Raw genomic sequence first — 22,580 nt, 5'->3', positions numbered from 1 at the left:
CCCACGGCACCCGCCGCCGCGTGCACGCTCACCCGCCTGCCGCGCGGGACCGATGGGTCCGTACGCCCGCGGTGGTCTCACTTCACGGAGGACCCGGAACCCTTCCCGAAGGACGTCATGGCGCGACTCGTGTTGTACATGTCCATGTCTCTCGACGGCTTCATCGCCGGCCCGGAGGACGACGCCGCCGCCTCGCTGGCATCGCCGGACACCGGTTGCACGACTGGCTGCGCGACGGCGACGGCTCCGGTGATCCGGCCTCGTACCGACCGGCCCGGCCCGGATCGAGGGCAGGGGCGCGACCTGGGCCGCGATGTCCCCGTGGGGGCCACGGACCACGGCCCGCAGCCCCCGACTCCACGCCTCGGTGATCCCCGGGGGCTTGACAGCAGCCGGGCATCGGTGAGCGGATGCCTCGGCCAGAGGCCGACGGCGCCCCGGACCTCGTGGTACGGGTAGCGCCGGGCGAGTGTTCGCTCGTAGACCGGCAGTGCCGCCGGCACCAGTTCCTCCAGCGCGATGAGGTCGGCGCCGGCGCCGGCCAGGGCACGGGCGGTGCCCGCCGGGTCGGTGTTCTCGTCACTGACGTCGTGCTGCACCACCACCAGGTGCCGCGCGCCGGCCCGCGGTTCGGGCAGGAGCAGCCCGCCGAAGAGATACGTCCAGGCGGTCGCCGACAGCAGCAGGGCCAGCAGCGCGGTCGCCGAACGCCGCAGCAGCGCCGCCGCGAACAGCACCACGACCGCCATCCCCAGCCAGGGCAGGAACGACTCCGGCAGACTGCCCGCCCGGCCCACGGAGTTGGGCATCGCGCGGTGGAACACCAGCGGTCCCGCCGTCAGCGCCGCGACCGCCGCGATCACCCGCCCTCGCGTCCGGACCGACCCGCCGCGCGCCCCACCGTCCGCCGCCCCCCGTTTTCTCCCCGCTGTCCCGCCGCCCCGCCCGCATGATCCTTCTTTCCAGGACGCGCTCCCGCGTGACGCGGGTTCCGTGCTGGGTCACCTTTTGGTTCCTCAGTCACCAGAAAGTGCGTTCTTCCATGTCAGCGTTCACTCTCTTACGGTTTCCCAGTAACCACAGGTGACCAGGATCGACCGCCGGGACCGTCACCGGCCCGGTGGCAGCGAGCCCGCGGGCTCACGGCACAAGGAGGCAAACAGCATGGCCATCGCCCTGATCAACCCCGAGGGACTTCCGGAGATCGACGTCTACCGGCAGGTGGCGATCGCGTCCGGTTCCAGGATGGTCTTCATCGCCGGGCAGGTCTCCTGGGACGCCGACGGCGTCACCGTCGGGGCGGGCGATCTCGCCGCCCAGGTCGAGCAGTGCTACCTCAACGTCGGCACCGCCCTGGCCGCGGCCGGCGCCACGTTCGCCGACGCCGTGAAACTGACCGTCTACGTCGTCGGCTGGACGCCCGACAAGATGCCGCAGTTCATGGAGGGCGCCACCCGCGCGGCGCAGAAGCTGGGAATCACCCCGGCGGCGCCGGGCACGCTGGTGGGCGTACAGGCACTGGACATCCCCGACCACCTGGTCGAGATCGAGGCCGTCGCGGTCCTGGACTGAGGCCCTCGCGCCCCTCGACCCCGGCCCAGGACGACGGGAACAGTAACGGCCCCCGGAAGTCGGCGCGTTCCAGGGGCCGGCAACGCTGCGAAGAGCGTGATCAGCGCGTTGTCAGCGGATCGTGCGCGTATGGTGCAGTTCGCTGACGACCGCTGCCATCAGTTCGGGATCCAGTACCGAGGCATCGGCGAGACGGGTGGACGCGGTCAGGGAGTTGAGCAGTGTCTTGGTGACGCGCAGAGCCGGTGCCGGCCGTCGCAGGACGGGTCTGGCCCAGGCGTCGACCGCGTCGTCGAGCGCTTCCTCGGGCACGACCCGCTGGAGGATCGACAGGCCGAGGGCCTCCTGGGCGTCGAAGGCCCGGCCGGTGAGGATGAGTTCACGCACGGACGCGGCTCCGGCCTCACTGATCAGCCGTGGCAGCAGGCCACCCCACGCCGTGGGCAGACCGAGGGCGAGTTCGGGCAGCCGGAAGGTCGCGGTGTCGGCACCCACCCGCAGGTCGCAGGCGAGGGCGAGGGCGAGGCCGGCCCCGATCGCCTTGCCCTGCACACGGGCGATGGTGACGGCGGGGTGCGAGGTCAGCGCGTCGCACACCCGCCGCGCCTTCACACCGGAGACCCGGATGCCGCCACCGGTGGCATCGTGGGTGAGGTGTTCGGCGAACTCGCCGCGGTCCCCGCCGAGACAGAAGTCCTGCCCGGCACCGGCCAGGACCAGGACACGCACCGCGGGATCCTGGTCGTCGAGCACGGCGAGGAGGTCGTCGAGCATGGCGTCGGTGACGGCGTTTCCCTGCTCGGGAACGTTCAGTTCGACGGTGAGGACAGGACCCTGCCGGTGGGCGCGCAGGGTCTTGAGCATCCGGTCGTCGGGCAGGCCGGACAGGGGCGGGGCAGTCATACGGTCACTTTCAGGGAGGTGATGCGGCGGAAGACGACACGGGAGGTGTCGTACGAAGGGGGAGCGGAGGGCCGCAAGGTGGGGAATCGTTCCAGCAGTTGGGTGAGGAGCTCGCGTGCCTCGAGCCGGGCGAGGCCCGCTCCCAGGCAGTAGTGCGCGCCGCCGCCGAAGGTGAGGTGCCCTCCGTTGCGCCGGAGGTCGAAGACACCGGGGTCAGGGTTGCGGCGGGGGTCGTGGGCGGCGGAACCGTACAGGACGTGGACGGTGGTGTCCTTCGCGACGGGCACCCCGGCGAGGACGGTGTCGTCCGCGGCGATACGGGAGTTGACGAACACGGGAGGGTCGTAGCGCAGCGTCTCCTCGATCGCGTCGTCGATGTGCTCCGGATGCTGCCGCAGCCAGGCTGCGCGCGACGGATCCTGGGTCAGCAGCCAGACGGCGTTGGTCATCAGCACCGCGCTGGTCTCCAGGGAGGCGATGGTGATGAACATCGTCAGGTCGTAGATGATCCGGTCCGCGGCGGCCCGGTCGTCCGGGTACTGGGCGTCCCAGTAGTGGATCCAGCCGGTGAGGGCGTCGTGGCCGGGGTTCGCGCGACGGTGCCGGATCAGTTCGGTGAAATAGGCCCGCATCTCCAGGGTGGCCTGGGCCGATATCGCGAGTTCGCTCTTGGTGGGGAGCAACTCCTGCGCGTACACCTGCCGATGGGTGAAACTCAGGATGCGCGCATGGTCCTCCGGGTCGAGACCGAGCCACCGCCCGACGGTGCGGATGGGCAGTTGCTCACCGACGAGGGTCCCGAAGTCGGCCTCCCCGTCGGCCTTCAGCCGGTCCGCGAGGTCGTCGAGGAGGCCCGAGGTCAGGGCGGCGATCGCGGGACGCAGCTCCTCGAGCGCGGAGCGGTCGAAGGGATTGCCCAGGGCCCGCCGCTGGCAGGTGTGGGCGGGGGCGTTGAGCCGGGGCAGGGTCCTGGTCATTTCGCGGGTGGCCGGGGCCTCCCAGCGCTCCTGATCGGGCTGGCGCTCCTGCCAGGCGAAGTCGGGGACGAGCCAGTTCCTGCCGCGCAGGACCTGGCTGCACGCCTCGAATCCGGTGACGAAGTAGCCGCCCCAGGGGGCGCGTACGACGTCTCCCATGGAACGCAGTTCCGACCAGATGGGAAGAGGGTTGCTCTGGCCCTCGCCGGAACGCAGCCGACGGAGGAGGGAGATGACGGCTCGGCGGTCGGTGGTCGTGGTGCCGGGGATGGTGCTGATGCCACGTATGTCGCCAACGGCGGTCACGCAGAGCTCCTTTGGCTGGGGCTGCCGGTACCGCCGGAACCTACCCTTCCACCCTCCTCCGTCATGCGCCCCAGAGTGTTGCTCCTGTCACATGCCGTGCATCAGACACGGAAGACATCGAGGAAACTGCTCCAGAATCCCTTCTTCCGTCCTGGTTCCTGCCGCGCCGGCACGGACTGCGCCACGGCCAGGGGCTGCTCCGTACCGGGCTCCGAGGCACGGCTCTGCAGAGCCGCCGCCATGCGCGTGGCCGGTGACGGGCTGAAGGTCGCGGGCAGTGCCACCAGGGCCCGGTGGAACGGCCCAGGCCGCCACTGCAGTTCCTCCTGCGGCACGGCCAGCGCCAGGTCGGGCAGCGCGTTGAGCAGCCGCTCGATCGCGGTGGTGGCGATCACCGTCGCGGGGTCCTTGGCGGGGCAGGCGTGCGGTCCGGCCCCCCACGCCAGGTGCGCGCCCTTGCTGTGGGTGCGACGGGCCTCGGCGAGCGCGGGATCGCTGTTGGCGCCCGCGAAGGAGATGACGACCGGGGTGTTCGCCTCCACCACGTGGCCGCCCAGGTCGACGTCCTGGACCGGGTAGTGGGTCGCGTAGTTGGCGATCGGCGTCTCGTTCCACAGCACATGATCGAGGGCCTCCTCGATCATCATGCCACTCTGCCGGCCGCCCGCGCCGGACAGCAGCAGCACCAGGGCGTTGCCGATGAGGTTGCGCTCGGGTTCCACCCCGGCGCCCATCAGCATCACCAGCTGGTCCTTCAGCTCCTCGTCGGTCAGCCCGGCCGGGTGCTGGATCAGCCACGAGGTGATGTCCTCGCCGGGCTGGCGCCGCTTGAGGGCGATCAGCTCCATGAGGCAGGCGGTCAGGTCCTCGTTGGCGCGCAGGGCATTCTTGCCGTCGAAGATCGCCGACATCGCGGTGGTGAGGGTGTCACCGATGTCCGCGGGGCAGCCGAACAGCTTGTTGAACAGCAACAGCGGCAGCAGCTTGGCGTAGTCGTTGAGCAGATCGGCACGGCCCCGCTCGCTGAACTGGTCGAGCAGGTAGTCGGCGATCGGCTCCACGTCCCGGCGGACCCGGGTGATGTTGAGCCTGGCCAGGCTGTCGGTGACCGCCTTGCGCAGCCGCAGGTGCACCGCACCGTCGGTGAACAGGCAGTTCGGCCGGTACGCCATCATCGGCAGCACCGGGTTGTCCATCCCGATGCGCCCCTCGTTCAGGGCCTTCCAGCGGCGGGCGTCGCGGGCGAAGAGCTCGGTGTTCTGCAGGACGCGCAGCGCCATCTCGTGCCCCACGACCAGCGTGGCGTCTGCCCCCGGGGCGAGCTCGACCGGACCGGCCGGAGCGTGGGCCCGCAACTGGTCGTAGAGCGCCTGCGGATCGGCGGCGAACGAGGCGTCGTGCATGGGGCATCTGCTGCCCGTGGGCGCAGAGGTCTGCTGAAGATCCATGAAGTCTTCCTTGGTGTACCGGGAGCGGTCGCTCCCGGGCGGGGTGGGCGCGGAACGGTCAGGCCGCGCGCTCGAGCAGATGCCGGACCAGCGCGATCAGCGCCCGCGCGGAGGACTGCTGGTCGCGGGCGTCGCAGTAGACGACAGGGGTGTCCGGGAGCAGGTCGAGCGCCTCACGCACCTCCGCCTCGCTGTAGGTGGCGGACGGATTGAAGGTGTTGACGGCGATGGCGTACTCCAGGCCGTACCCCTCGACGAGGTCGATGACGGGGAACGTCTCCTCCAGCCGCGCGGGGTCGACCAGCAGCAGCGCTCCCAGCGCACCGCGGGCCATGTCCTCCCACAGTTGCATGAAGCGCTGCTGGCCCGGCGTACCGAAGAGGTACAGCACCAGGTCTTCGCTGAGCGTGAGACGACCGAAGTCCAGGGCGACCGTGGTGGTGGTCTTGTCCGTCACGCCCCGCAGGTCGTCGACGTGCACGGAGGCCTGGGTCATCTTCTCCTCGGTGCGCAGCGGAGTGATCTCCGACAGCGAACCGATGAGCGTCGTCTTGCCCACGGCGAAATGCCCGACGACGAGAATCTTGGCGGCGTTGGTCACCGCGCTGGAGACGTAGATGGAGCCCTGGGCCGTCTCAGCTGATGAGGGATTGGAGTCCATGCAGAACCTTCTCGAGGGTCGCTCTGTCAACGTTCTGGGCCCGGGGCGGCTCGGCGCGGTGGAGCAGGTGCCCCTGCTCGAACAGGTCGGTCAGCAACAGGCGGGCCACCCCGACCGGCAGCCCGAGGTGACCCGCCACCTCGGCCACCGACAGGTAGCCCCCCGCGCACAGGTCCCAGATCGCCGTCACTTCGGGCCCGGCCCCGAGCGGAGGAGTCCGCTCGGGAGCCAGCGTGACGAGGGTGTGCAGTGCAAGATCGTCCGAGGACGGCAGGCTCCGGCCACCGGTGATGACGTAGGAGCGGACGAAGTCGCTGGAGACGGATTCCTCCTCGCCGGGAGCCGTCATGAGCCGCCACCGTGGTCCGAGCGCGGTGCGACGCTCATCGCCTTGCTGAGCGCCACCACCGTCTTCTGCATACGGAACGAGACGGCTTCCATGTCGACGTCGGGAGCCGCCGAGACAGCCAGATAGGCGCCCTGACCGGCGGCGCTCAGGAAGATCCAGCCGCCGTCGTACTCCAGCAGCGTCTGCTTCCAGACGCCGTTGCCCGAACCGACGAAACCGGCGACCGCGCGGCTGAGTGACTGCATGGAACTCATGGCCGCGGCGTTCGTCTCCGCGTCGTCGCGCGAGATGTCGTCCGAACGCTGCAGCAGCAGGCCGTCACCCGAGACGAGGACGGCGTGACGGGCACCGCGCACCTCGAGCACGTCGTTCAGCACCCACGACAGGTCGGTGTTCACCGCTGATCAGGTCCTTCCATGGAGTTCGTGATCCGACCGAGCTGGGTGCCGCGCGCGAACGCGCCGAGGCGCGACGCGGTCACCTCGCTGGCCTGCTCGGGCGTGGGCTCGTCGGCAGGGGCCGTGGCGTCCGGCGAGGGCACCACCGAGATGGAGCCCTGTCGCCGACGGCGCTTGGGAAGTCCGCCGTTGGTCCTGCCCACCACATGGGAGGGACCCACCGGCACGGGAGCGAGCCGCTGCGGGGCGGCCTCCTCCCCGGAGGATTCCTGAACGGGCTCGGCAGGCGCGGGCGCCTCGGCGGCAAGAAGACTTTCCGGTACACGGATCACTGCACGCACTCCGCCGTAGGGGGACACCGAGCCTACGGAGACGGCGAAGCCGTACCGCGCCGCGAGCATGCCGCACACCGCGAACCCGAACCGGGGCGGATCACCCAGACTCGTGATGTCGACCGCGCCCTCGGGGGACAGCAGTGCCGCCGCCCGGTCCTTGGTCTCCTGGTCCATGCCCAGTCCGGCATCGTCGACGATGAAGCACACACCCGTCGGGACGGCCTGGATGTTGACCTCGACCGGTGTGCCCGGAGCGCTGTAGGTGGTCGCGTTGTCCAGCAGCTCGGCCAGCACGACGGCCACCGGTTCGACGGCCTTCGTGGAGACGGAGACGCTGACCTGGGCATGGATGCCGACCCGGTTGAAGTCCTTGATCCGCCCCTGGGCGCTGCGCGCCACGTCGTACACGGTCGCCGCGCCGTCACGCCGGCCCAGCCATCCGCCGCACAGTACGGAGATGCCCTTGGCCCGGCGGCTGAACTGGCTGCCGGTGTGGTCCACCGACATCAGGTCGGCGAGGACCTCGGTGTCGTTGCCGTACTTCTTCAGCAGTTCGTCGAGCAGCAGCTGCTGCTCCTCGGCGAGGGACTGCAGCGTTCCCATCGCAGACTTCAGTACGGCCTTGGTCGACGACTCGGCATCCGCGCGGACGTCGGCGAGGTCGCCCTGGTGCCGCGCGTTGAGCGCCGCGATCTGCCCCTGTTGCTGGGCGAGTTGACCCTGGGTCTGCCCCAGGCTTGCTTCCAGGTCCTTCCTCGTTCTGCGGAGAGCCAGATTGGTTCTCCGCGCCCTCATCACTGCGAACGACGCAATGATGAGCACTACCAGCAAGATCCACAACAGTGGATCCCGGATCAATGACGTCATGAGACTCTCTTCAAGTCGCATCGCGCCGGGAATGCGGGAGGTCCGCCGATCCGTACTGAGCGACCCGGCCGTCGAACGGCTCGGGTCCACGGGCGGACCACACCTCACTCCTTGGCGATGGGGCCTTAGAGACTGTCCCCCGTACGCGTTCATGACGCGCCGTCAGTCTACTGAAAGTCCGATGATCTTATCAGCTGCATATGCACAAAACGCATGCCCCGTGCCTCACTCGGCGACCCTCACCAGACCCTCACACGCCTGCCTTCCGTACGCCACCGACACGGAACGCGCGCAACCGGATCCGGAGGGAACCGGGCCGAAACCAGCAGGGAACCCGGACGGAACCCTGGTGGAACTGCTGGTGGGAACGCGGGCTGACGGGTCGTCCGGCACGTGCCGATCAGGACGCGTCGATCCGCACGCGGTCACTCTCCCGGTCGGAGAGGAACGACGCCAGCGCGCTCCCCTCCTCGGTGACCGCGGCCCGGTCCACCCGGGACAAACGGCGCAGCGGGGTGACCACCACAGTGCCCTCACCGAACTCCCAGGTCGCGGAGGCCCGCCCGTCGACCAGCACCACCCGGGCACCGGTGACCGACAGACCGCGGTGCGCGTCGTCGACGACGCGTCCCCGGTCGTGGTAGCCGAGGATCGCGTTGTCGAACGCCGGCAGGAACCGCACCGGGGCCGGCGTCGCGGCATCGGGGCGCGGCAGGCCGGGCAGGTCCAGCAGTTCCCGGCCCCGTTCGTCGCGGAACGACACCAGTTCCCCGCGCAGCGCGGAGACCGCGGCCGGCAGCCCGGCCAGACCGGACCAGGCGCGCAGATCGGCCGTGGCGGCGGGACCGTACGCCGTCAGGTAGCGCCGTACCAGTGCCCGGCCCACCGGGTCCGAGCCGTCCGCGGGGAGCGGGTCGACGTCGCGGCCCAGCCACGAGGAGACCAGGGCGTTGCGGACCGGGCCCTTCGTCCGCCACAGCCCGCGCGGCGGCGTCTGAACCACCGGGATCAAGGCGGCGAGCAGCATCTCTCCCAGCGCGCGCGGCCCCGGCTCCGGCCAGCGCCCCGCGAGCTCCCGCGCCAGGCCGCCCATCGAACGCGGCTCCCCGTCGGACATCAACTCCCGGCCGGCCGACTCGAGCTCACCGAGATCGACCCCGGTGAGCTCACGGCGGTAGACGCCGAGCACCCGCTGGCGCAGCATGGCGTGGTGCCGGGCCCGCCAGGCCAGCAGGTCGTCGGCCGTGACGAGATGCACCGTCCGGCGCATCAGATGGGCCCGCACCACGCCCCGCCCGGTCAGCAGGTCCGACAACGCGGGCGCCTCGAACCCCCGCACCCGCGACCAGAGCCCGACGAACGGCTCCTGCGGTTCCTGCGCCTGCAGACCCCCGAGGTGCGCCACGGCGCCCTGTGCCGGCATCTCGGCGCGGTCGAGCAGCAACTGCCGGGCGAGCATGGCGCGGTTGAGCGCCCGGACATCCAGTACGGTCACCGGATCACCCGGCGATGCGCCTGTCCATGTGTCGTCACGGTGACACCGTTCCCTTCGGTTCCGTACAACGCGGTGAGGCCGGGACGGGTCCGTCAGCTCGACGTCCGCCCGTCCAGGGTCTCGCGCAGGATGTCCGCGTGCCCGGCGTGCTGGGACGTCTCCGCGACGAGGTGCGTCAGCACCCGGCGCACGCTGCGCACCGCTCCCGGCTCGTTCCACGGCGCCTCGGGCAACGGGTGCGCCGCCGACAGATCGGGCACGGAGGCGATGATCTCCTCACTCCGGGCGGCGACCCGCTCGTACCGGGCGACGATCCCGGCGAGGGTCTCACCGGGCAGCATGCGGAAGGCGTTCCGGTGGTCGATCGCCCACTGCGGGACCTCGCGTGCGGTACCGGCCGCGAGGTCGGCCCAGGTGACGCCGTCGGGCAGGTCGTGGCACATCGCCGAGGGTCCCTCGAGCACGAAGCGCATCCACCCCTCTTCGATGGACGCGACGTGCTTGATCAGCCCGCCCAGGCACAGCGCGCTGACCGTGGACCGCTCACCCGCCTGCTCGTCGCTCAGTCCCTGCGTCGTGACGGTCAGGGCGGAGCGCGCGGATGCGAGGGCGGCGAGCAGATCGGCCCGCTCCGCGTCGACGGCGGATTGGGAAGCGGCCGCGGCCGTGGCAGCGCTGCCGGTCGTGGTGGTGCCCGGCGTGGGGGTGATGGCCATGGTGAGGAAGCCTCTCGGGTCGTGCTCGTCGTCCTGCGGTACGGGACCACCGTGACAGCCGTGGAGGTCAGGATGTGTCCTCCACTCGGGGCACCATGGACTCCATGCCGAAGACATCAGCGCGACTGCTGGCCCTGCTCTCCCTGCTCCAGGTACGCCGGGACTGGCCGGGGGCGCTGCTGGCCGAGCGGCTGGACGTCAGCCCGCGCACCGTGCGCCGTGACGTCGACCGGCTGCGCGAGCTCGGCTACCCCATCGTGGCCGTCAAGGGCCCCGACGGCGGCTACCGGCTCGGCGCCGGCACGGACCTCCCGCCGCTGCTGTTCGACGACGAGCAGGCCGTCGCCCTCGCGGTCGCCCTCCGGATCGCCACCACCACCGGCGCCGGTATCGAGGAGGCCGCGGTGCGCGCGCTGAACACCGTCCGCCAGGTGATGCCCGCCAGGCTCCGCCACCGCGTCGACACCCTCCAGGTCACTGCCGTCGAACGGCCGGGAGCCGGCCCGGACCCCCAGGCCGACAGCGGCGTGCTCCTGACGCTCAGCGACGCCGTCCACGCCCGGGAGGTACTGCGCTTCGACTACACCCCCGCCTTCCCGTCCGAACACGGCGGGCAGGACCCCGCAGGACCCCCGCCCCGCCGGGTGGAACCGCACCATCTCGTCACCCGGGGCGGACGCTGGTACCTCGTCGCCTGGGACCTCGACCGCGAGGACTGGCGCACCTTCCGCGCGGACCGGATCACCCCGCGCACCCCCACGGGCCCCCGCTTCACCCCGCGCGAACTGCCCGGGGGCGAGGTCTCCTGTTTCGTCGCCGCCAGGTTCCGGGGCTCCGACGGCTCGGGGAACTGGCCCTGCCGCGGCGAGGTGATCCTCGACCTGCCCGCCGCCGAGGTGTCCCCATACGCCCGTGACGGAGTCGTCGAGGAACTCGGCCCGAACCGCTGCCGGCTCACCCTGGGCGCGTGGTCATGGGCAGGCCTCGCCGCCACCGTCGGCCTCTTCGACACCGGCATCGAGGTCGTCGGCCCGCCCGAACTCAAGGCCGCCTTCACCCGCCTGGGCCGCCGCTGCACAGCCGCCGGTGCGACCGCCCCGCCCACCGCGACGGTTACCCCCGCGCCCCCCGCACCGCACGGCGGACCCACCCCGGCCCGAAACTCATTGGACAACCCCCCGGCCACAGGGGAGCGTTGACGTGATGAAGCAGGAGGACCTCTGGGACGCCGACGCCGCACAGCGCTACGACACGCCCGGCACCGGCATGTTCGCGCCCGACACCCTGCGGCCGGCCGTGGACCGGCTCGCCCGGCTCACCGAGGGCGGAGCGGCGCTCGAGTTCGCCGTCGGGACCGGCAGGGTGGCAGTGCCCCTCGCCGAACGAGGCGTCCCCGTCACCGGTATCGAGCTGTCGCGCCCGATGGTGGAGCGGCTGCGCACCAAGGCGGACGAGGCGACGATCCCGGTGGTCATCGGCGACATGGCGACCACCACCGCGCCGGGGGAGTACCGCCTCGTCTACCTTGTCCACAACACGATCGCCAACCTGCTCACCCAGGCCGAGCAGGTCGAGTGCTTCCGCAACGCGGCCCGCCACCTCGTCCCCGGCGGCCGGTTCGTGATCGAGCTCTGGGTGCCGGAGCTGCGCAGGCTCCCACCGGGCCAGGCGGCCACGGTCATGCGGTCCGAATCCGGTTACATCCTCCTGGACACGTACGACGTCCTGCACCAGCAGGTGGTGTCGCACCACTTCCGGTTCGACGGGACCCGGCAGGCGCGGCTGGACCGCACCCCGCACCGCTACATCTGGCCGGCCGAACTCGACCTCATGGCTCAGCTGGCCGGCTTCGACCTGGAGACCAGGCACGGGGACTGGACCGGCGCCCCCTTCACCGCCGAGTCGCGCTCCCATGTGTCGGTCTACCGCATGCCGCTCGCGTACCCGGCCGAGCCCGGGAGATAGACCCGCGCGGAGGATTTCCGGGCGGACCGTGGCACCCGCCCCGTGACACCATGCTGCCATGAGCATCGATGTGCGCCCGGCCTCCGACTTCGACGGCGTCCACGCCGTGCTCGGCCCCAGGTCTCCTACGGCCAACGTCTGTTGGTGCCTGAGCCACCGCATCCCGTCCAAGCTCAACCGCGAGCTGTGCGGGCCGGCCCGCGGTGAGTACGTCGCCGAACTGTGCCGTACGTCGCCCCCGCCCGGGGTGCTCGCCCATGCCGGCGACGTACCGGTCGGCTGGGCCGCGGTGGCGCCGCGCTCGGCCACGTCCTTCGCCCGCAACCGGAAGATCCCGCACGTCGACGACCTGCCGGTGTGGTCGCTGTGGTGCATCCGGGTCCGCCCCGGTCACCGCAAACAGGGGATTTCGCACGCGCTCATCGCCGGTGCGGTCGAGTTCGCCCGCACTCAGGGGGCACCCGCGATCGAGGCGTACCCCCTCGACAACGGTGACGCCAGGGTCGACCTCACGATGGCGTACGCGGGCATCCGCAAGAACTTCGAGCGTGCCGGGTTCACCCATGCCGCCGACACCACCTCGGTACTGGCCGGACATCCCCGGGTCCTGATGCGCCTCGACCTGCGCCCGTAAGGACCCGGAGCGGCCACGGAGGGCCCGGCCCGGCGGCCGTTCCGGCCGGGTGACCCCGGCCGGGTCTGACAGCCGGGTCTCAGACCCCGACGCCGAAGTCGGCGGCGATCCCGGCGAGTCCGGAGGCGTACCCCTGGCCGACGGCGCGGAACTTCCACTCGGCACCGTTGCGGTAGAGCTCGCCGAAGACCATCGCCGTCTCGGTGGAGGCGTCCTCGGAGAGGTCGTAGCGGGCGATCTCCTGGTTGTCCGCCTGGTTGACGACCCGGATGAAGGCGTTGCGGACCTGGCCGAAGCTCTGGCCGCGGTTCTCCGCGTCATGGATCGAGACCGGGAAAACGATCTTGTCGACCTCGGCGGGGACACCGGCGAGGTTCACCTTGACGGACTCGTCGTCACCCTCGCCCTCACCGGTGAGGTTGTCCCCGGTGTGCTCCACCGAACCGTCCGGGCTCTTCAGATTGTTGTAGAAGACGAAGTGCTGGTCGGACGGCACCCTGCCGGAGGTGTCGAGCAGCAGGGCGGAGGCGTCGAGGTCGTAGTCGGTACCGGTGGTGGTGCGGACGTCCCAGCCGAGGCCGATCACGACCGCGGTCAGGCCCGGGGCCTCCTTGCTGAGAGAGACGTTGCCGCCCTTGGAAAGGGAAACTCCCACTGGGTACTCCTTCTCGGTCGTTCTCGGTGGTGTCGAGTATTCGCGGTCGTCCGCGATCGATGGGCCGTTCCCGGCCGACGCTCAGCCGCGTGAGTTGCCGAAGAGGACGCGGTAGCCGATGAGCAGGACGAGCGCGCCCACGATGGCAGAGCCCCAGGTGGCGGCGTCGAAGAACTCCCGCTGCACCGGCCGGTCCAGGAACTGCGACGACAGCCAGCCGCCCAGGAAGGACCCCGCGACGCCGATGACCGTCGTCCCGATGAGTCCGCCCGGGTCGCGTCCGGGCAGGACGGCCTTGGCTGTTGCCCCTGCGAGCAGTCCCAGTACCAGCCATGCGATGACGCCCATGACGCCCCTCCCAGTCGTGTCGCCGTGCCGCGCCGGCCATGCCGACGGTGCGGTACGGCGGACGTCCGTGCAGGGGCAAGTCTAACCTCTACAATTCTGTAGAAGCTGCGGGGCGGGGGTGTCGTACGACAGGAAGTCCCGGCGACCACCGGGCGGTACCCATGGTCACCGGCGGGACGAGGCGGGGCGGGCCGCGCACATGACGTGTCCGGCCCGCCCCCGTGCGGTCAGCCCTCGTCCTCCGCCTCTTCCTCGTCGCCCTCGAAGAAGTCCCCGACCTCGTCGACGACTTCGGCCGCGACCATGCCGCCGACTACGCCCACGGCCAGTCCGGCCGCGCCCGCCGCGACGACCGTCCCCATGCCGGGGCCGGAGCGGTGGCCGTCGTGGTGGTGCTCGTCGTGCCCGTGGTACCCGGCGTGCCCGTGATCGCCGTGCGAGCCGTACGAAGCCCGGTGTTCCACGAGCCGGCGCATCCACTCGCCGACGATCGCGTTCCAGTCCTGGTGCTCGACACCGTCGTGGGAGACCGTGAACCGGTTCACCGAGTCGTGGCCGGAGGAGAAGAGCCCGCCGCGCTTGTCCGCCTCCAGCACGACCTCCATGCCGCCGGGGCCGGCGAGGAACGTCACCTCGATCTCGGTGACCTGGTGGACGTACTGTGCCCCCGGGGTCAGCTCGATCTCCTGGTAGAAGGGCAGTTGCTGGCCGGTGCCGCGGATGCGGCCGTACTCGAGATCGGCGGACCGGAAGCCGAACCCGAGCCCGCCGAACGCCTCGAGGATCGCTTCCTGCACGGGCAGCGGCCCGACGCTCAGCTGGTCCAGATCACCCTTGTCCTTGGCGCCCGCCACGGCGAGCTCGGTCCGCACGCCCAGGACGACACCGAGGCCCTGGCCGTGGAGCTCGGTGACGGGGGTCTCCCAGGGCAGTGCCACGGTGAACGGGACGCTCCGCAGTTCGCCGGCGCCGAGCCGGAAGCCGCCACCCACGGTGAACCGCTCGAAGACGACGACGCCCTCGCTCTCCCCCTCCTCGTGCTCGGCCTCCACCCGGGCCACCAGCTCCAGTGTGATGTGCTCGATGTCGAAGTCGGCGTCGCCGCCCTTGAGATGGACCTGCCCGGTCAGCGCGGCTCCGGGCCGGGGCGCACCGGGGTCGAGGACCGTGTCGACCGTGGGGCCGCCCACACCGAGTGAGCCGAGCAGTCGTTTGAACACCATCGCGGCGTCCACTCCTTCACGTGCGAGTGTTCCGTAAGCGCGGTGCCGCACGTCCCCGCGGGAGCACGGCACCAACTTTCTACAAGCACGTAGAAGCATAGGGTGGCGATGTCCGGGCGGGCGTGCACTCGTCGCCGACGCGGCGGGAATGGCCGAAAGTGGGCACCCGCGCCGACGGCGGACACGGGACTTCCCGCACCGCCCGCGATCGCGATGGTCACATCTCCCAGGGCTCGGGTTTACCCGGGCGTCGGCCGCGGCTACGGTTTCCCGGGTCGTTGCTCTCGTGTCACTTACGCAACCCCCGTAAGAGGTGTTCTGCTCTGTCTGGGTTCCCGAAGGAAGGAATCGTGAACGAAACGCTGCCCTCGCGCAGCCCCGGGGAGACGGACGGGCCGCCGACGAGAACGAACCAGGAGAAGACCCGCGCCGGCACCGCACCGGCCGGCGGGGAGGCCGGCGGGGAGGTCCGCTCGGCGAAACCGCGGGACGCGCTTTTCGACAACGCCAAGTACCTGGCCATCGTGCTGGTGGCGGTCGGCCACGCGTGGGAACCCCTGCGCAGCGAGAGCCGCACCGTCACGGCTCTCTATACGCTGGTCTACGCCTTCCACATGCCGGCGTTCATCATCATCTCCGGCTACTTCTCGCGCAGCTTCGACTGGAGCCCGGGGAAGATCAGGCGCCTGGTCACCGGCGTCGCCGTGCCGTATGTCGTCTTCGAGGTGGCGTACACCTTCTTCACCCGGTGGAGCGACAACGAACCGGACCGCTCGGTCAGCCTGCTGGACCCCCTGTACCTGACATGGTTCCTGGCCGCGCTGTTCATCTGGCGGCTGACCACTCCGATCTGGCGGACCCTGCGCCGGCCGCTGCCCGTCGCCCTCGCCATCGCGGCACTGGCCACCCTCGCCCCGTCCATCGGCAAGGACCTCGACCTCCACCGCACCCTGCAGTTCCTGCCGTACTTCGTGCTCGGCCTCTCGCTGAGGAAGGAGCACTTCGAGATGGTGCGCCGCCGTGAGGTGCGCATCCTCGCCGTGCCGGTGTTCGCGGGCGCGCTGGTCGTGGCCTACTGGGCCGTGACACGGATGAACTACGCCTGGTTCTTCCACAAGTCCAGCGCCGAGGACCTCGCGGCGCCCGCCTGGTACGGGCCGCTCATGACACTGGCGATCTTCGGCTGCTCGACGGTCCTCGCCGCCGCCTTCGTGGCGCTCGTCCCGCGGCGCCGGACCTGGTTCACCGCGCTGGGCGCCGGCACGCTGTACGGGTACCTGCTGCACGGCTTCTTCATCCAGGCAGCCAACCACTGGCACTGGTCCCGCAACGACTGGTTCCACACCCCGCTGGGCGAGATCACCGTCACCGCGATCGCCGCCGTGGTCGTGACCGCCCTGTGCACCGCACCGGTGCGGCGGATCTTCCGTGCCGCGTTCGAGCCGAAGATGGACTGGGCCTTCCGACGGCAGACCCCCGTGCCGGCGTCGGCACCGGCGCAGAAGCCGGTTCCGGAACCGGCAGCGGCATCACAGCGGTCCGGTGAGAACCGAGGGGCCGACGCGCTTCGCCGACCTGCGCGACCAGGTGGAGGCATGCCGCCGCCTCTTCGCCGGCGGCACCCGCTGGACCGTCGTACGCGGGAGCGATCTGAAGGAGGGCGGGAGCCAGGGGCTGCCGGTGCGGAGCCGGCAGGTCGGTGACCCGGTCCTCGTCGGCGACACCGCCCGGCGGGTCGACTTCGCGCTGTTCATGGTGGAGGCGATCACCGACGACGAACCGGTCCACGAGGTCCCGGCCGTCGTGGGTGCGAGACACCGTAACCCCCGCGCCCGCCCGCCTGTCCTGTGCCCGCTCTTCCCGTCCGCTCTTCCCGCCCGGTCGGTGTGCCCGGCGCACCGCCGTCATGCCGCCTGCCGTGACGTCGGCTGCTGCGAACCGGTGCCGCGCGTGCCGCGTGCGCGCGCACGCAGCACGGTCTTGAGCACCTCGCCGGTCCACAGGATCGCCGAGCCGACGGCAGCGCACACCAGCCACTGACCGGGAGTGAGATCGGTGGTGGTGAAGAAACCGTGCAGCGCGTCCGTCTCGACGATGATGACGAGCAGGGCGATCACGGCACCCGTGGCGACGAACGCGGAGGTGTTCTGCAGTGTTTCCCGGCTGAACACGCTGCGGATGTCGTGCCGCACGTTGAGCAGGTTGAAGACCTGGAAGAACACGAAGGTGACGAAGGCCATCGTGCCCGCGACGGTAGCCTCTCCCAGTTCCGGCTCGGGCCCGGGGGCCCAGACCAGCACCGCCAGCGTGCCGGCCGCCATCACCGTGCTCGCCAGCAGGATGCGGGCGAGACGCTGCCTGCTGAGGATCCGTTCACCGGCCGCACGGGGCGCGCGCTTCATCGCGTCCGGGCTGACCGGGTCGACGCCCAGGGACATGGCCGGCGGGCCGTCCATGACCAGGTTGACGAACAGGATCTGCAGGGCGGTGAAGGGAGCCCCGCCCGCCAGGCCGGTCAGTGAGGCGATCAGGAAGGTGGCCACGAAACCCAGGGCGGTGGAGACCTGGAACCGGGTGAACTTCACGATGTTGTCGTAGATGCCGCGGCCTTCGCGGACCGCGGACACGATGGTGGCGAAGTTGTCGTCGGTCAGCACCATCGTGCCGGCCTCCTTGGTGACCTCCGTCCCCGTGACACCCATCGCCACCCCGATGTCGGCCTTGCGCAGCGCAGGGGCGTCATTGACACCGTCACCGGTCATCGCGACCACGTCACCGCGGTCCTGCAGCGCCCGGACGATACGGATCTTGTGCTCGGGGGACACTCGGGCGACGACGCCCACCTCGTCCAGCCGGTCGGCCAGGGCGGTGTCGTCGTCGATACGGTCCAGCTCGGCGCCTGTCACGGCGGCTCCGGGGATACCGAGCTCGCGGGCGATGGCGCCGGCGGTCACCGCGTGGTCACCGGTGATCATGCGGACCCGGATTCCCGCGTCGATGCACTCGGCGATCGCCGTGCGTGCCTCCGGGCGGGGCGGATCGACGATACCGACCATGGCTGTCAGCACGATCCGGTCGAGGAGATCCTTGGGGTCCTCGGGGGCCTGGAAGCCGTCGGCGGGGAAATCCTCCATGCCCAGCGCCATGACCCGCATGCCCTGCTCGGCGAGCGAGGCGTTGCCCTCGTCGAACCGACGGCGGGCCGTGTCGTCGAACGGCAGGATGCCCTCCTCGCCGACGAGGCGGTCCGCGCGGTCCGCGAGGACATCGGGGGCACCCTTGACGAAGCACCGGATCACCGCGTGCCCGGAGTCGTTTGTCCAGTCGTGGAAGGTCGCCATGAACTTGTAGTCGGAGTCGAAGGGAACCTCCAGCCGCCGAGGCCGCTGCTGCCGCAGCCCGGTCACGTCGATGCCGCCCTTCTCGGCCAGGACCACCAGGGCGCCCTCGGTCGGGTCACCCACGACGTCGCCGTCGCGGATCACGGCGTCGGTGCACAGGGCCATCGCGGTCAGCGCGTGATCCAGCGTCTGCGGCAGGGGCTGTCCGTCGGTGGTGCGGATCCGTCCCTCGGAGGAGTAGCCCTCGCCGGAGAGGGTGAGCCGACGGCCGGCCAGCAGCATCTCCCGCGCCGTCATCTGGTTCAGCGTCAGCGTGCCGGTCTTGTCCGTGCAGATCTGGGTGGTGCTGCCGAGGGTTTCGACCGACGCCAGCTTCTTGACGATCGCCCCCTTCTTGGCCATCCGGCCCGTGCCCATCGCGAGGGTGAACGCGACCACCGCGGGCAGGCCCTCGGGGATGGCCGCGACCGCCAGCGACACGGCACTGATGAACAGGTCGCCGAAGTCCTGCCCGCGCACCAGGCCGAGGATGAACACAAGCGCGATGACCAGCCCGGCGATCAGGGCGAGGCTGCGGCTGAGTGCGTCGATCTGACGCTGCAGTGGCGTCGGACCGGGCTTGGCGGAGTGCAGCATGTCGGCGATGCGACCGGTCTCGGTGTCCATACCGGTGGCGGTGACCGTGACCTCACCGCGGCCGCGCGTGACGGCGGTGTTCATGAACACCGCCGTCAACCGGTCGGCCAGCGGGGCGTCCTCCGCTACCTCGGCATCCGCGTCCTTGGCCACGGCCTGCGCCTCGCCGGTCAGGACGGACTCCTGCACCTCCAGGGAAGCCGACGTCAGCAGCCGTCCGTCCGCGGGCACCCGGTCGCCCGGCGCGAGGGTGACCACGTCCCCGGGGACCAGTTCACTGGCGGCCAGTTGCATCAGACGGCCGTCGCGGCGGACCGTGGCATGAGTGACGGTCATCTCCCGCAGGGCGTCCAGGGCCGCCTCGGCCCGGGACTCCTGCACGAACCCGATCGTCGCGTTGAGCAGCACCACCACCGCGATCGCGATCGGGGTCTCCCACTCCTGGGACACCAGCAGGCTGACCACGGCGGCCACCAGCAGAATGATGATCAGAAGATCCTGGAACTGCCGGAGGAAGGCCCGCCACCGGGGTTCACGCGGAGCCTCGTCCAACTGGTTCGGCCCGTGCTCCGCCAGCCGCCGGGCCGCTTCGTCCGAAGAAAGCCCCGCACCGGGGTCGACGTCGAGCCGGCCCGTCGCGTCGGTTGCGGGCAGAGCATGCCAGGGCGGTGGTGTGGCGGAAGTGTCGGAAGGCAGCATTGCCCCATTCTGCATGCGGTTGTGCGGCCGAGCACGCGCGTACAGGAGGAATCCGGAGGGCCGGCCCGGGGGCAAGAGAGTTGCCCGCACCCGCCCGTGACCGGCCCGTCCGCGTATCCGCTCCCGCACCGGTGGACAGCGGACCCCCCGAACGGCGTCACCCCTTCGGCCCTGCCGCTTGTACGGCCTGAGGTGAGGGCCGGCCATGTCGAGGCCGATGACGGCGGCCGCCTCCCTGCCGTAGCGCACCACGAGACCGGTCCGTCCCTTGACGGAGTGGGCGCGCACGGTGGTACGCGGATGCGGAGCCGGCGGGATCAGCAGACTGTGGGCCACCCGGAGCCCGGACCTTGCCGCCGCCGCGCCCCGCGCCTGTAGCCGGGTGCCGCCGCGGCCGAGGAGTTCTCGGCCCAGGACCGGTCCACACCGTCATGACTGCAGATGCACAGACCCTCAGGACTTCCGGAGCCGACCTCGTTCACGACGTCCTCGGCCCGCTGCCGGCCGCCGGCGGACGTCCGCCGCTGTTCATGATCGGCCAGCCCATGGACGCGGCAGGCTTCCGCGCGCTGGCGTCGTACTTCCCCGAGCGCACCGTGATCACCTACGACCCCCGCGGTATCGGCCGCAGCGTCCGAAAGGACGGCCGGGTCGACCACAGTCCCACGCTCCAGGCCACCGACGTACACGCTGTCATCGAGGCGCTCGGCGCGGGCCCGGTCGAGATGTTCGCGAGCAGCGGGGGAGCGGTGACCGTGCTCGCGCTGGTGGAGGCGTACCCCGACGATGTGACCACCCTGGTGGCACACGAACCACCCCTCATCACCGCGCTCCCCGACGCCCGGGCCGCCGTACGCGCCCGCGCGGCCGTGCGGGACGCCTATGAGGAGAAGGGCTGGGGCGCCGGCATGGCCGCGTTCGTCATGATGACGTCGTGGCGGGGCGAGTTCACCGAGGACTACTTCGCCCAGTGCGCGCCGGACCCCGCCGCCCTGGGAATGCCGGCCGAGGACGACGGTTCCCGTGACGATCCACTGCTCTCCGACCGCTCATGGGCGGTGAGCGGCCACCGCCCCGACACGGACGTGCTCGCCGGCGCTTCGGCGCGGATCGTAATCGCGGTGGGGGAGGAATCCCTGGACACCCTCACCGGACGCACCGCGGTGGCGACGGCCGCGCTGCTCGGACAGCAGCCGACGGTGTTCCCGAACCACCACGGCGGCTTCCTGGACGGTGAGTCCGGCTACGCCGGGCAGCCCGAGGACTTCGCACGCAAACTGCGCGAAGTCCTCGGCCACACCGGCTGACGGCCCATCGGTCCGTCGGCCCGACTCAGGGGGCGCCCAGGTACGTGGTGGCCTCGACGTCGTCGAGGTGGATGAGGATGTCGTGCGCCTCACCGAGGGCGATCCTGTACTCCATGGGGTCGGGCCACCCGGCACCGATGTTGTAAGTGACGCGCGGCTGGTCCAGCCAGTCGCGCACGGAGCGGGGGGCGGTGCGCATGTCCAGGATGTAGTCGCTCTGGCGGGCCTGGTCCAGGGTGTGTTCGTTGGAACCCGGTTGCGCGGTGCCGACACGGTGGGTCCGCATGACGTTGTCGTCCGTACCGAACGCCTTGAAGGCGCCCTCGTGGAAACTGAAGCCGATGCTGACGTAGCCCTTGCCGAACGTGTCGCGCAGGAAAGCCCCTTGGGTCTTGGGGTACCGCACATCGAAGGCATCGTAGGACACATGCGTATTGTGCGCCGACAGCAGGACCCGGTCACCGGTGTGCCGGTGCCACCAGGCCACGTTCTCGGCCATCACCTGGTCACGGAATCTCATCATCTCCGCGACCTGGGCCTCGTCGGTGATGTCGAAGGAATAGCCCTTGGCCATCTGATGAATGGCCCTGGCGTGCTGCACGGCCCACAGATGCTCCTGCTTGCCGGCACCGCGACCCGAGGGCTGCTCCCGCAGCAGTTCGAGCACCTTCCCGGTCCGCTCCGCCCGTTCCCTGCGCTCGGCCAGCGGCAGCTCGAGGTACTCCTGCATGTAGGTGCCGGCGTCGGTGGTCGGAGGCAGACCGCGGTAGAGCCCGGCGACGCGTTCCTGCAGTCGCGGGTGACGGCGGGCCACATGGCCGGTCACCCGCTCGTACAACTCCGGTCCGGCATGACCCATGTCGTTGCCGGTGAAGCGGACGGGGTCGTGCGGGTGCTGACGGTTGTAGTCGCGCATCCACTCGATGAGGTCGAGGTAGTCCTGGTTGTTCCAGATCCGGTACGACCCCTGGAACTCCTCACGCGCGATGTCCTTCAGGTTGCCCTCGCCGTTCACCACGTAGTCGTCGAGCCGCACACCACTGCTCCAGGCAAGCTCGAGAGAGAAAGCCCGAAATCCCTTCTCCTCGACCAGGTAACGGAAGAGCCGGTGCTTCATGCGGAAGAAGTCCCGCGACCCATGGGTGGCTTCGCCAAGACCCACCACGCGGGCGCCCTTGACCATACGGCCGAGCGCGTTCAGATCGCGCAGGCCGCCTTCGGGTTCGGTGCTGCGCAGTGTGTGGGCACTGCGCCCGATGGCATCGACCACCGTCCCCGCGTACTGCCCGGACATGGTGGCCTGTGGCGGGGAAACCGAAGCCTGTGTCCCCGGCCCTTCGTCCCCGACGGCCGGAGTGGCCACGGCGATGGCACCTAGGGAGAGGAGGACCGAGGGAATGATTACTGCCTTGCGTCGTGTCATACCCATAGATTTCCTGGCGTACGGTGGGCTTCACCAACCCCCGTGCTGCCCGTCTCGAGGTACCCCAGGCACTACCGTCGAGGCACTCCGGCCGTGTCCGGGTCCGTCGGACGTGTGTGGTGGTGCAGCCTGTACCCCGGGCCGGGGTACAGGCTGCATCGTGAGGGCCGGACCGTCCTCCTGGATCGGTGGGCACACCGGACGGCCCGGGTGCCCACCCCAACCCCACGCGCCCGCCGACCCGGACCCCCCCGCCCAGGATCACAAACACCCCCACCATCCGCACTCACAACCCGAACCCGACCACCGTCCAAGTCCATAC

21 protein-coding genes are annotated in these 22,580 nt (G+C 70.6%); 6 read left to right on the top strand and 15 right to left on the bottom strand.

What is annotated here, in order from left to right; genetic code table 11:
• Window positions 1-77: 77 nt before the first annotated feature.
• Entirely contained in the window at window positions 78-863 is a 786-nt protein-coding gene (locus tag ACFWVE_RS07900; RefSeq protein WP_384009306.1) for an endonuclease/exonuclease/phosphatase family protein, read from the bottom strand.
• 301 nt (window positions 864-1,164) lie between these two features.
• Between ACFWVE_RS07900 and ACFWVE_RS07895 the strand changes: the two genes are divergently transcribed.
• Entirely contained in the window at window positions 1,165-1,572 is a 408-nt protein-coding gene (locus tag ACFWVE_RS07895) for a RidA family protein (RefSeq protein WP_384009304.1), read from the top strand.
• Between the two features lie 111 nt (window positions 1,573-1,683).
• Here the strand turns inward: ACFWVE_RS07895 and ACFWVE_RS07890 are convergent, their stop codons facing one another.
• From ACFWVE_RS07890 to ACFWVE_RS07850, 9 genes are all read right to left on the bottom strand, one after another.
• Window positions 1,684-2,475, bottom strand: coding sequence for an enoyl-CoA hydratase/isomerase family protein (locus tag ACFWVE_RS07890; RefSeq protein ID WP_384009302.1), 792 nt, complete (start codon window positions 2,473-2,475; stop codon window positions 1,684-1,686).
• Window positions 2,472-3,758: a cytochrome P450 gene (locus ACFWVE_RS07885; RefSeq protein ID WP_384009300.1), complete on the bottom strand. Its 1,287-nt coding sequence runs from the start codon at window positions 3,756-3,758 to the stop codon at window positions 2,472-2,474. The genes ACFWVE_RS07890 and ACFWVE_RS07885 overlap by 4 nt, the downstream gene beginning before the upstream one ends.
• 101 nt (window positions 3,759-3,859) lie before the next feature.
• Window positions 3,860-5,161 (bottom strand): cytochrome P450, encoded by a 1,302-nt coding sequence (locus tag ACFWVE_RS07880; RefSeq protein ID WP_384009364.1) that lies wholly within the window; start codon window positions 5,159-5,161, stop codon window positions 3,860-3,862.
• Window positions 5,162-5,264: 103 nt separating this feature from the next.
• Window positions 5,265-5,867, bottom strand: coding sequence for an ATP/GTP-binding protein (locus tag ACFWVE_RS07875; RefSeq protein WP_384009299.1), 603 nt, complete (start codon window positions 5,865-5,867; stop codon window positions 5,265-5,267).
• Window positions 5,842-6,216: a DUF742 domain-containing protein gene (locus ACFWVE_RS07870; protein ID WP_266075846.1), complete on the bottom strand. Its 375-nt coding sequence runs from the start codon at window positions 6,214-6,216 to the stop codon at window positions 5,842-5,844. Before ACFWVE_RS07870 ends, ACFWVE_RS07875 begins: the two co-directional genes overlap by 26 nt.
• Window positions 6,213-6,614: a roadblock/LC7 domain-containing protein gene (locus ACFWVE_RS07865; RefSeq protein WP_384009297.1), complete on the bottom strand. Its 402-nt coding sequence runs from the start codon at window positions 6,612-6,614 to the stop codon at window positions 6,213-6,215. Before ACFWVE_RS07865 ends, ACFWVE_RS07870 begins: the two co-directional genes overlap by 4 nt.
• The gene (locus ACFWVE_RS07860; RefSeq protein WP_384009295.1) at window positions 6,611-7,816 is read right to left on the bottom strand and encodes an ATP-binding protein; all 1,206 of its coding nucleotides are present in this window, start codon (window positions 7,814-7,816) and stop codon (window positions 6,611-6,613) included. The genes ACFWVE_RS07865 and ACFWVE_RS07860 overlap by 4 nt, the downstream gene beginning before the upstream one ends.
• A 400-nt stretch (window positions 7,817-8,216) precedes the next feature.
• Window positions 8,217-9,311 carry a winged helix DNA-binding domain-containing protein gene (locus tag ACFWVE_RS07855; protein ID WP_384009293.1) on the bottom strand — a complete coding sequence of 365 codons (1,095 nt, stop codon included), beginning with the start codon at window positions 9,309-9,311 and terminating at the stop codon, window positions 8,217-8,219.
• 92 nt (window positions 9,312-9,403) lie between these two features.
• On the bottom strand, window positions 9,404-10,027 hold the full coding sequence (locus ACFWVE_RS07850; RefSeq protein WP_384009291.1) for a DinB family protein: 624 nt from the start codon (window positions 10,025-10,027) through the stop codon (window positions 9,404-9,406).
• Window positions 10,028-10,131: 104 nt separating this feature from the next.
• On the opposite strand from ACFWVE_RS07850, the gene ACFWVE_RS07845 reads away from it, so the two are divergent.
• Genes ACFWVE_RS07845 through ACFWVE_RS07835 form a run of 3 tightly spaced genes read left to right on the top strand, consistent with a single transcriptional unit; the run spans window position 10,132 to window position 12,626 of the window.
• Window positions 10,132-11,226, top strand: coding sequence for a helix-turn-helix transcriptional regulator (locus ACFWVE_RS07845; RefSeq protein WP_384009289.1), 1,095 nt, complete (start codon window positions 10,132-10,134; stop codon window positions 11,224-11,226).
• A 4-nt stretch (window positions 11,227-11,230) separates the two neighbouring features.
• Window positions 11,231-11,992 (top strand): class I SAM-dependent methyltransferase, encoded by a 762-nt coding sequence (locus ACFWVE_RS07840; protein WP_384009362.1) that lies wholly within the window; start codon window positions 11,231-11,233, stop codon window positions 11,990-11,992.
• A 58-nt stretch (window positions 11,993-12,050) separates the two neighbouring features.
• Entirely contained in the window at window positions 12,051-12,626 is a 576-nt protein-coding gene (locus ACFWVE_RS07835; protein WP_384009288.1) for a GNAT family N-acetyltransferase, read from the top strand.
• A gap of 79 nt (window positions 12,627-12,705) precedes the next feature.
• On the opposite strand, the gene ACFWVE_RS07830 is transcribed toward ACFWVE_RS07835, so the two are convergent.
• The 3 genes from ACFWVE_RS07830 to ACFWVE_RS07820 form a co-directional block, all read right to left on the bottom strand.
• Window positions 12,706-13,281, bottom strand: coding sequence for a TerD family protein (locus ACFWVE_RS07830; protein WP_384009286.1), 576 nt, complete (start codon window positions 13,279-13,281; stop codon window positions 12,706-12,708).
• A gap of 81 nt (window positions 13,282-13,362) precedes the next feature.
• On the bottom strand, window positions 13,363-13,629 hold the full coding sequence (locus ACFWVE_RS07825) for a GlsB/YeaQ/YmgE family stress response membrane protein (protein ID WP_384009285.1): 267 nt from the start codon (window positions 13,627-13,629) through the stop codon (window positions 13,363-13,365).
• A 227-nt stretch (window positions 13,630-13,856) separates the two neighbouring features.
• Complete coding sequence (locus ACFWVE_RS07820; protein WP_384009283.1) at window positions 13,857-14,852, bottom strand: sporulation protein; 996 nt, start codon at window positions 14,850-14,852, stop codon at window positions 13,857-13,859.
• Window positions 14,853-15,202: 350 nt separating this feature from the next.
• Between ACFWVE_RS07820 and ACFWVE_RS07815 the strand changes: the two genes are divergently transcribed.
• Window positions 15,203-16,555, top strand: a complete 1,353-nt coding sequence (locus ACFWVE_RS07815) for an acyltransferase family protein (protein WP_384009281.1) — start codon at window positions 15,203-15,205, stop codon at window positions 16,553-16,555.
• A gap of 201 nt (window positions 16,556-16,756) precedes the next feature.
• Here the strand turns inward: ACFWVE_RS07815 and ACFWVE_RS07810 are convergent, their stop codons facing one another.
• Window positions 16,757-19,528, bottom strand: coding sequence for a cation-translocating P-type ATPase (locus tag ACFWVE_RS07810; RefSeq protein WP_384009279.1), 2,772 nt, complete (start codon window positions 19,526-19,528; stop codon window positions 16,757-16,759).
• A 431-nt stretch (window positions 19,529-19,959) separates the two neighbouring features.
• Here ACFWVE_RS07810 and ACFWVE_RS07805 point away from each other — a divergent pair, with 431 nt between their 5' ends.
• Window positions 19,960-20,835, top strand: coding sequence for an alpha/beta fold hydrolase (locus tag ACFWVE_RS07805; RefSeq protein ID WP_384009277.1), 876 nt, complete (start codon window positions 19,960-19,962; stop codon window positions 20,833-20,835).
• A 25-nt stretch (window positions 20,836-20,860) separates the two neighbouring features.
• Here the strand turns inward: ACFWVE_RS07805 and ACFWVE_RS07800 are convergent, their stop codons facing one another.
• A complete protein-coding gene (locus ACFWVE_RS07800; RefSeq protein WP_384009276.1) occupies window positions 20,861-22,258 on the bottom strand; it encodes an erythromycin esterase family protein in 1,398 nt (465 codons plus the stop codon).
• Between the last annotated feature and the right edge of the window lie 322 nt (window positions 22,259-22,580).

It is taken from the genome of Streptomyces sp. NPDC058632, from assembly GCF_042717095.1.
GTDB lineage: Bacteria > Actinomycetota > Actinomycetes > Streptomycetales > Streptomycetaceae > Streptomyces.
Note: the sequence above shows the minus strand (reverse complement) of the source record. Positions and strands in the feature narration are given on the sequence as shown.

Coding starts and splice junctions, on each gene's coding strand:
- ACFWVE_RS07895 (WP_384009304.1), top strand. CDS start 1,165: ATGGCCATCGCCCTGATCAACCCCGAGGGACTTCCGGAGATCGACGTC.
- ACFWVE_RS07890 (WP_384009302.1), bottom strand. CDS start 2,475: ATGACTGCCCCGCCCCTGTCCGGCCTGCCCGACGACCGGATGCTCAAG.
- ACFWVE_RS07880 (WP_384009364.1), bottom strand. CDS start 5,161: ATGCACGACGCCTCGTTCGCCGCCGATCCGCAGGCGCTCTACGACCAG.
- ACFWVE_RS07875 (WP_384009299.1), bottom strand. CDS start 5,867: ATGGACTCCAATCCCTCATCAGCTGAGACGGCCCAGGGCTCCATCTAC.
- ACFWVE_RS07870 (WP_266075846.1), bottom strand. CDS start 6,216: ATGACGGCTCCCGGCGAGGAGGAATCCGTCTCCAGCGACTTCGTCCGC.
- ACFWVE_RS07860 (WP_384009295.1), bottom strand. CDS start 7,816: ATGACGTCATTGATCCGGGATCCACTGTTGTGGATCTTGCTGGTAGTG.
- ACFWVE_RS07850 (WP_384009291.1), bottom strand. CDS start 10,027: ATGGCCATCACCCCCACGCCGGGCACCACCACGACCGGCAGCGCTGCC.
- ACFWVE_RS07845 (WP_384009289.1), top strand. CDS start 10,132: ATGCCGAAGACATCAGCGCGACTGCTGGCCCTGCTCTCCCTGCTCCAG.
- ACFWVE_RS07840 (WP_384009362.1), top strand. CDS start 11,231: ATGAAGCAGGAGGACCTCTGGGACGCCGACGCCGCACAGCGCTACGAC.
- ACFWVE_RS07835 (WP_384009288.1), top strand. CDS start 12,051: ATGAGCATCGATGTGCGCCCGGCCTCCGACTTCGACGGCGTCCACGCC.
- ACFWVE_RS07825 (WP_384009285.1), bottom strand. CDS start 13,629: ATGGGCGTCATCGCATGGCTGGTACTGGGACTGCTCGCAGGGGCAACA.
- ACFWVE_RS07820 (WP_384009283.1), bottom strand. CDS start 14,852: ATGGTGTTCAAACGACTGCTCGGCTCACTCGGTGTGGGCGGCCCCACG.
- ACFWVE_RS07810 (WP_384009279.1), bottom strand. CDS start 19,528: ATGCTGCCTTCCGACACTTCCGCCACACCACCGCCCTGGCATGCTCTG.
- ACFWVE_RS07805 (WP_384009277.1), top strand. CDS start 19,960: ATGACTGCAGATGCACAGACCCTCAGGACTTCCGGAGCCGACCTCGTT.
- ACFWVE_RS07800 (WP_384009276.1), bottom strand. CDS start 22,258: ATGACACGACGCAAGGCAGTAATCATTCCCTCGGTCCTCCTCTCCCTA.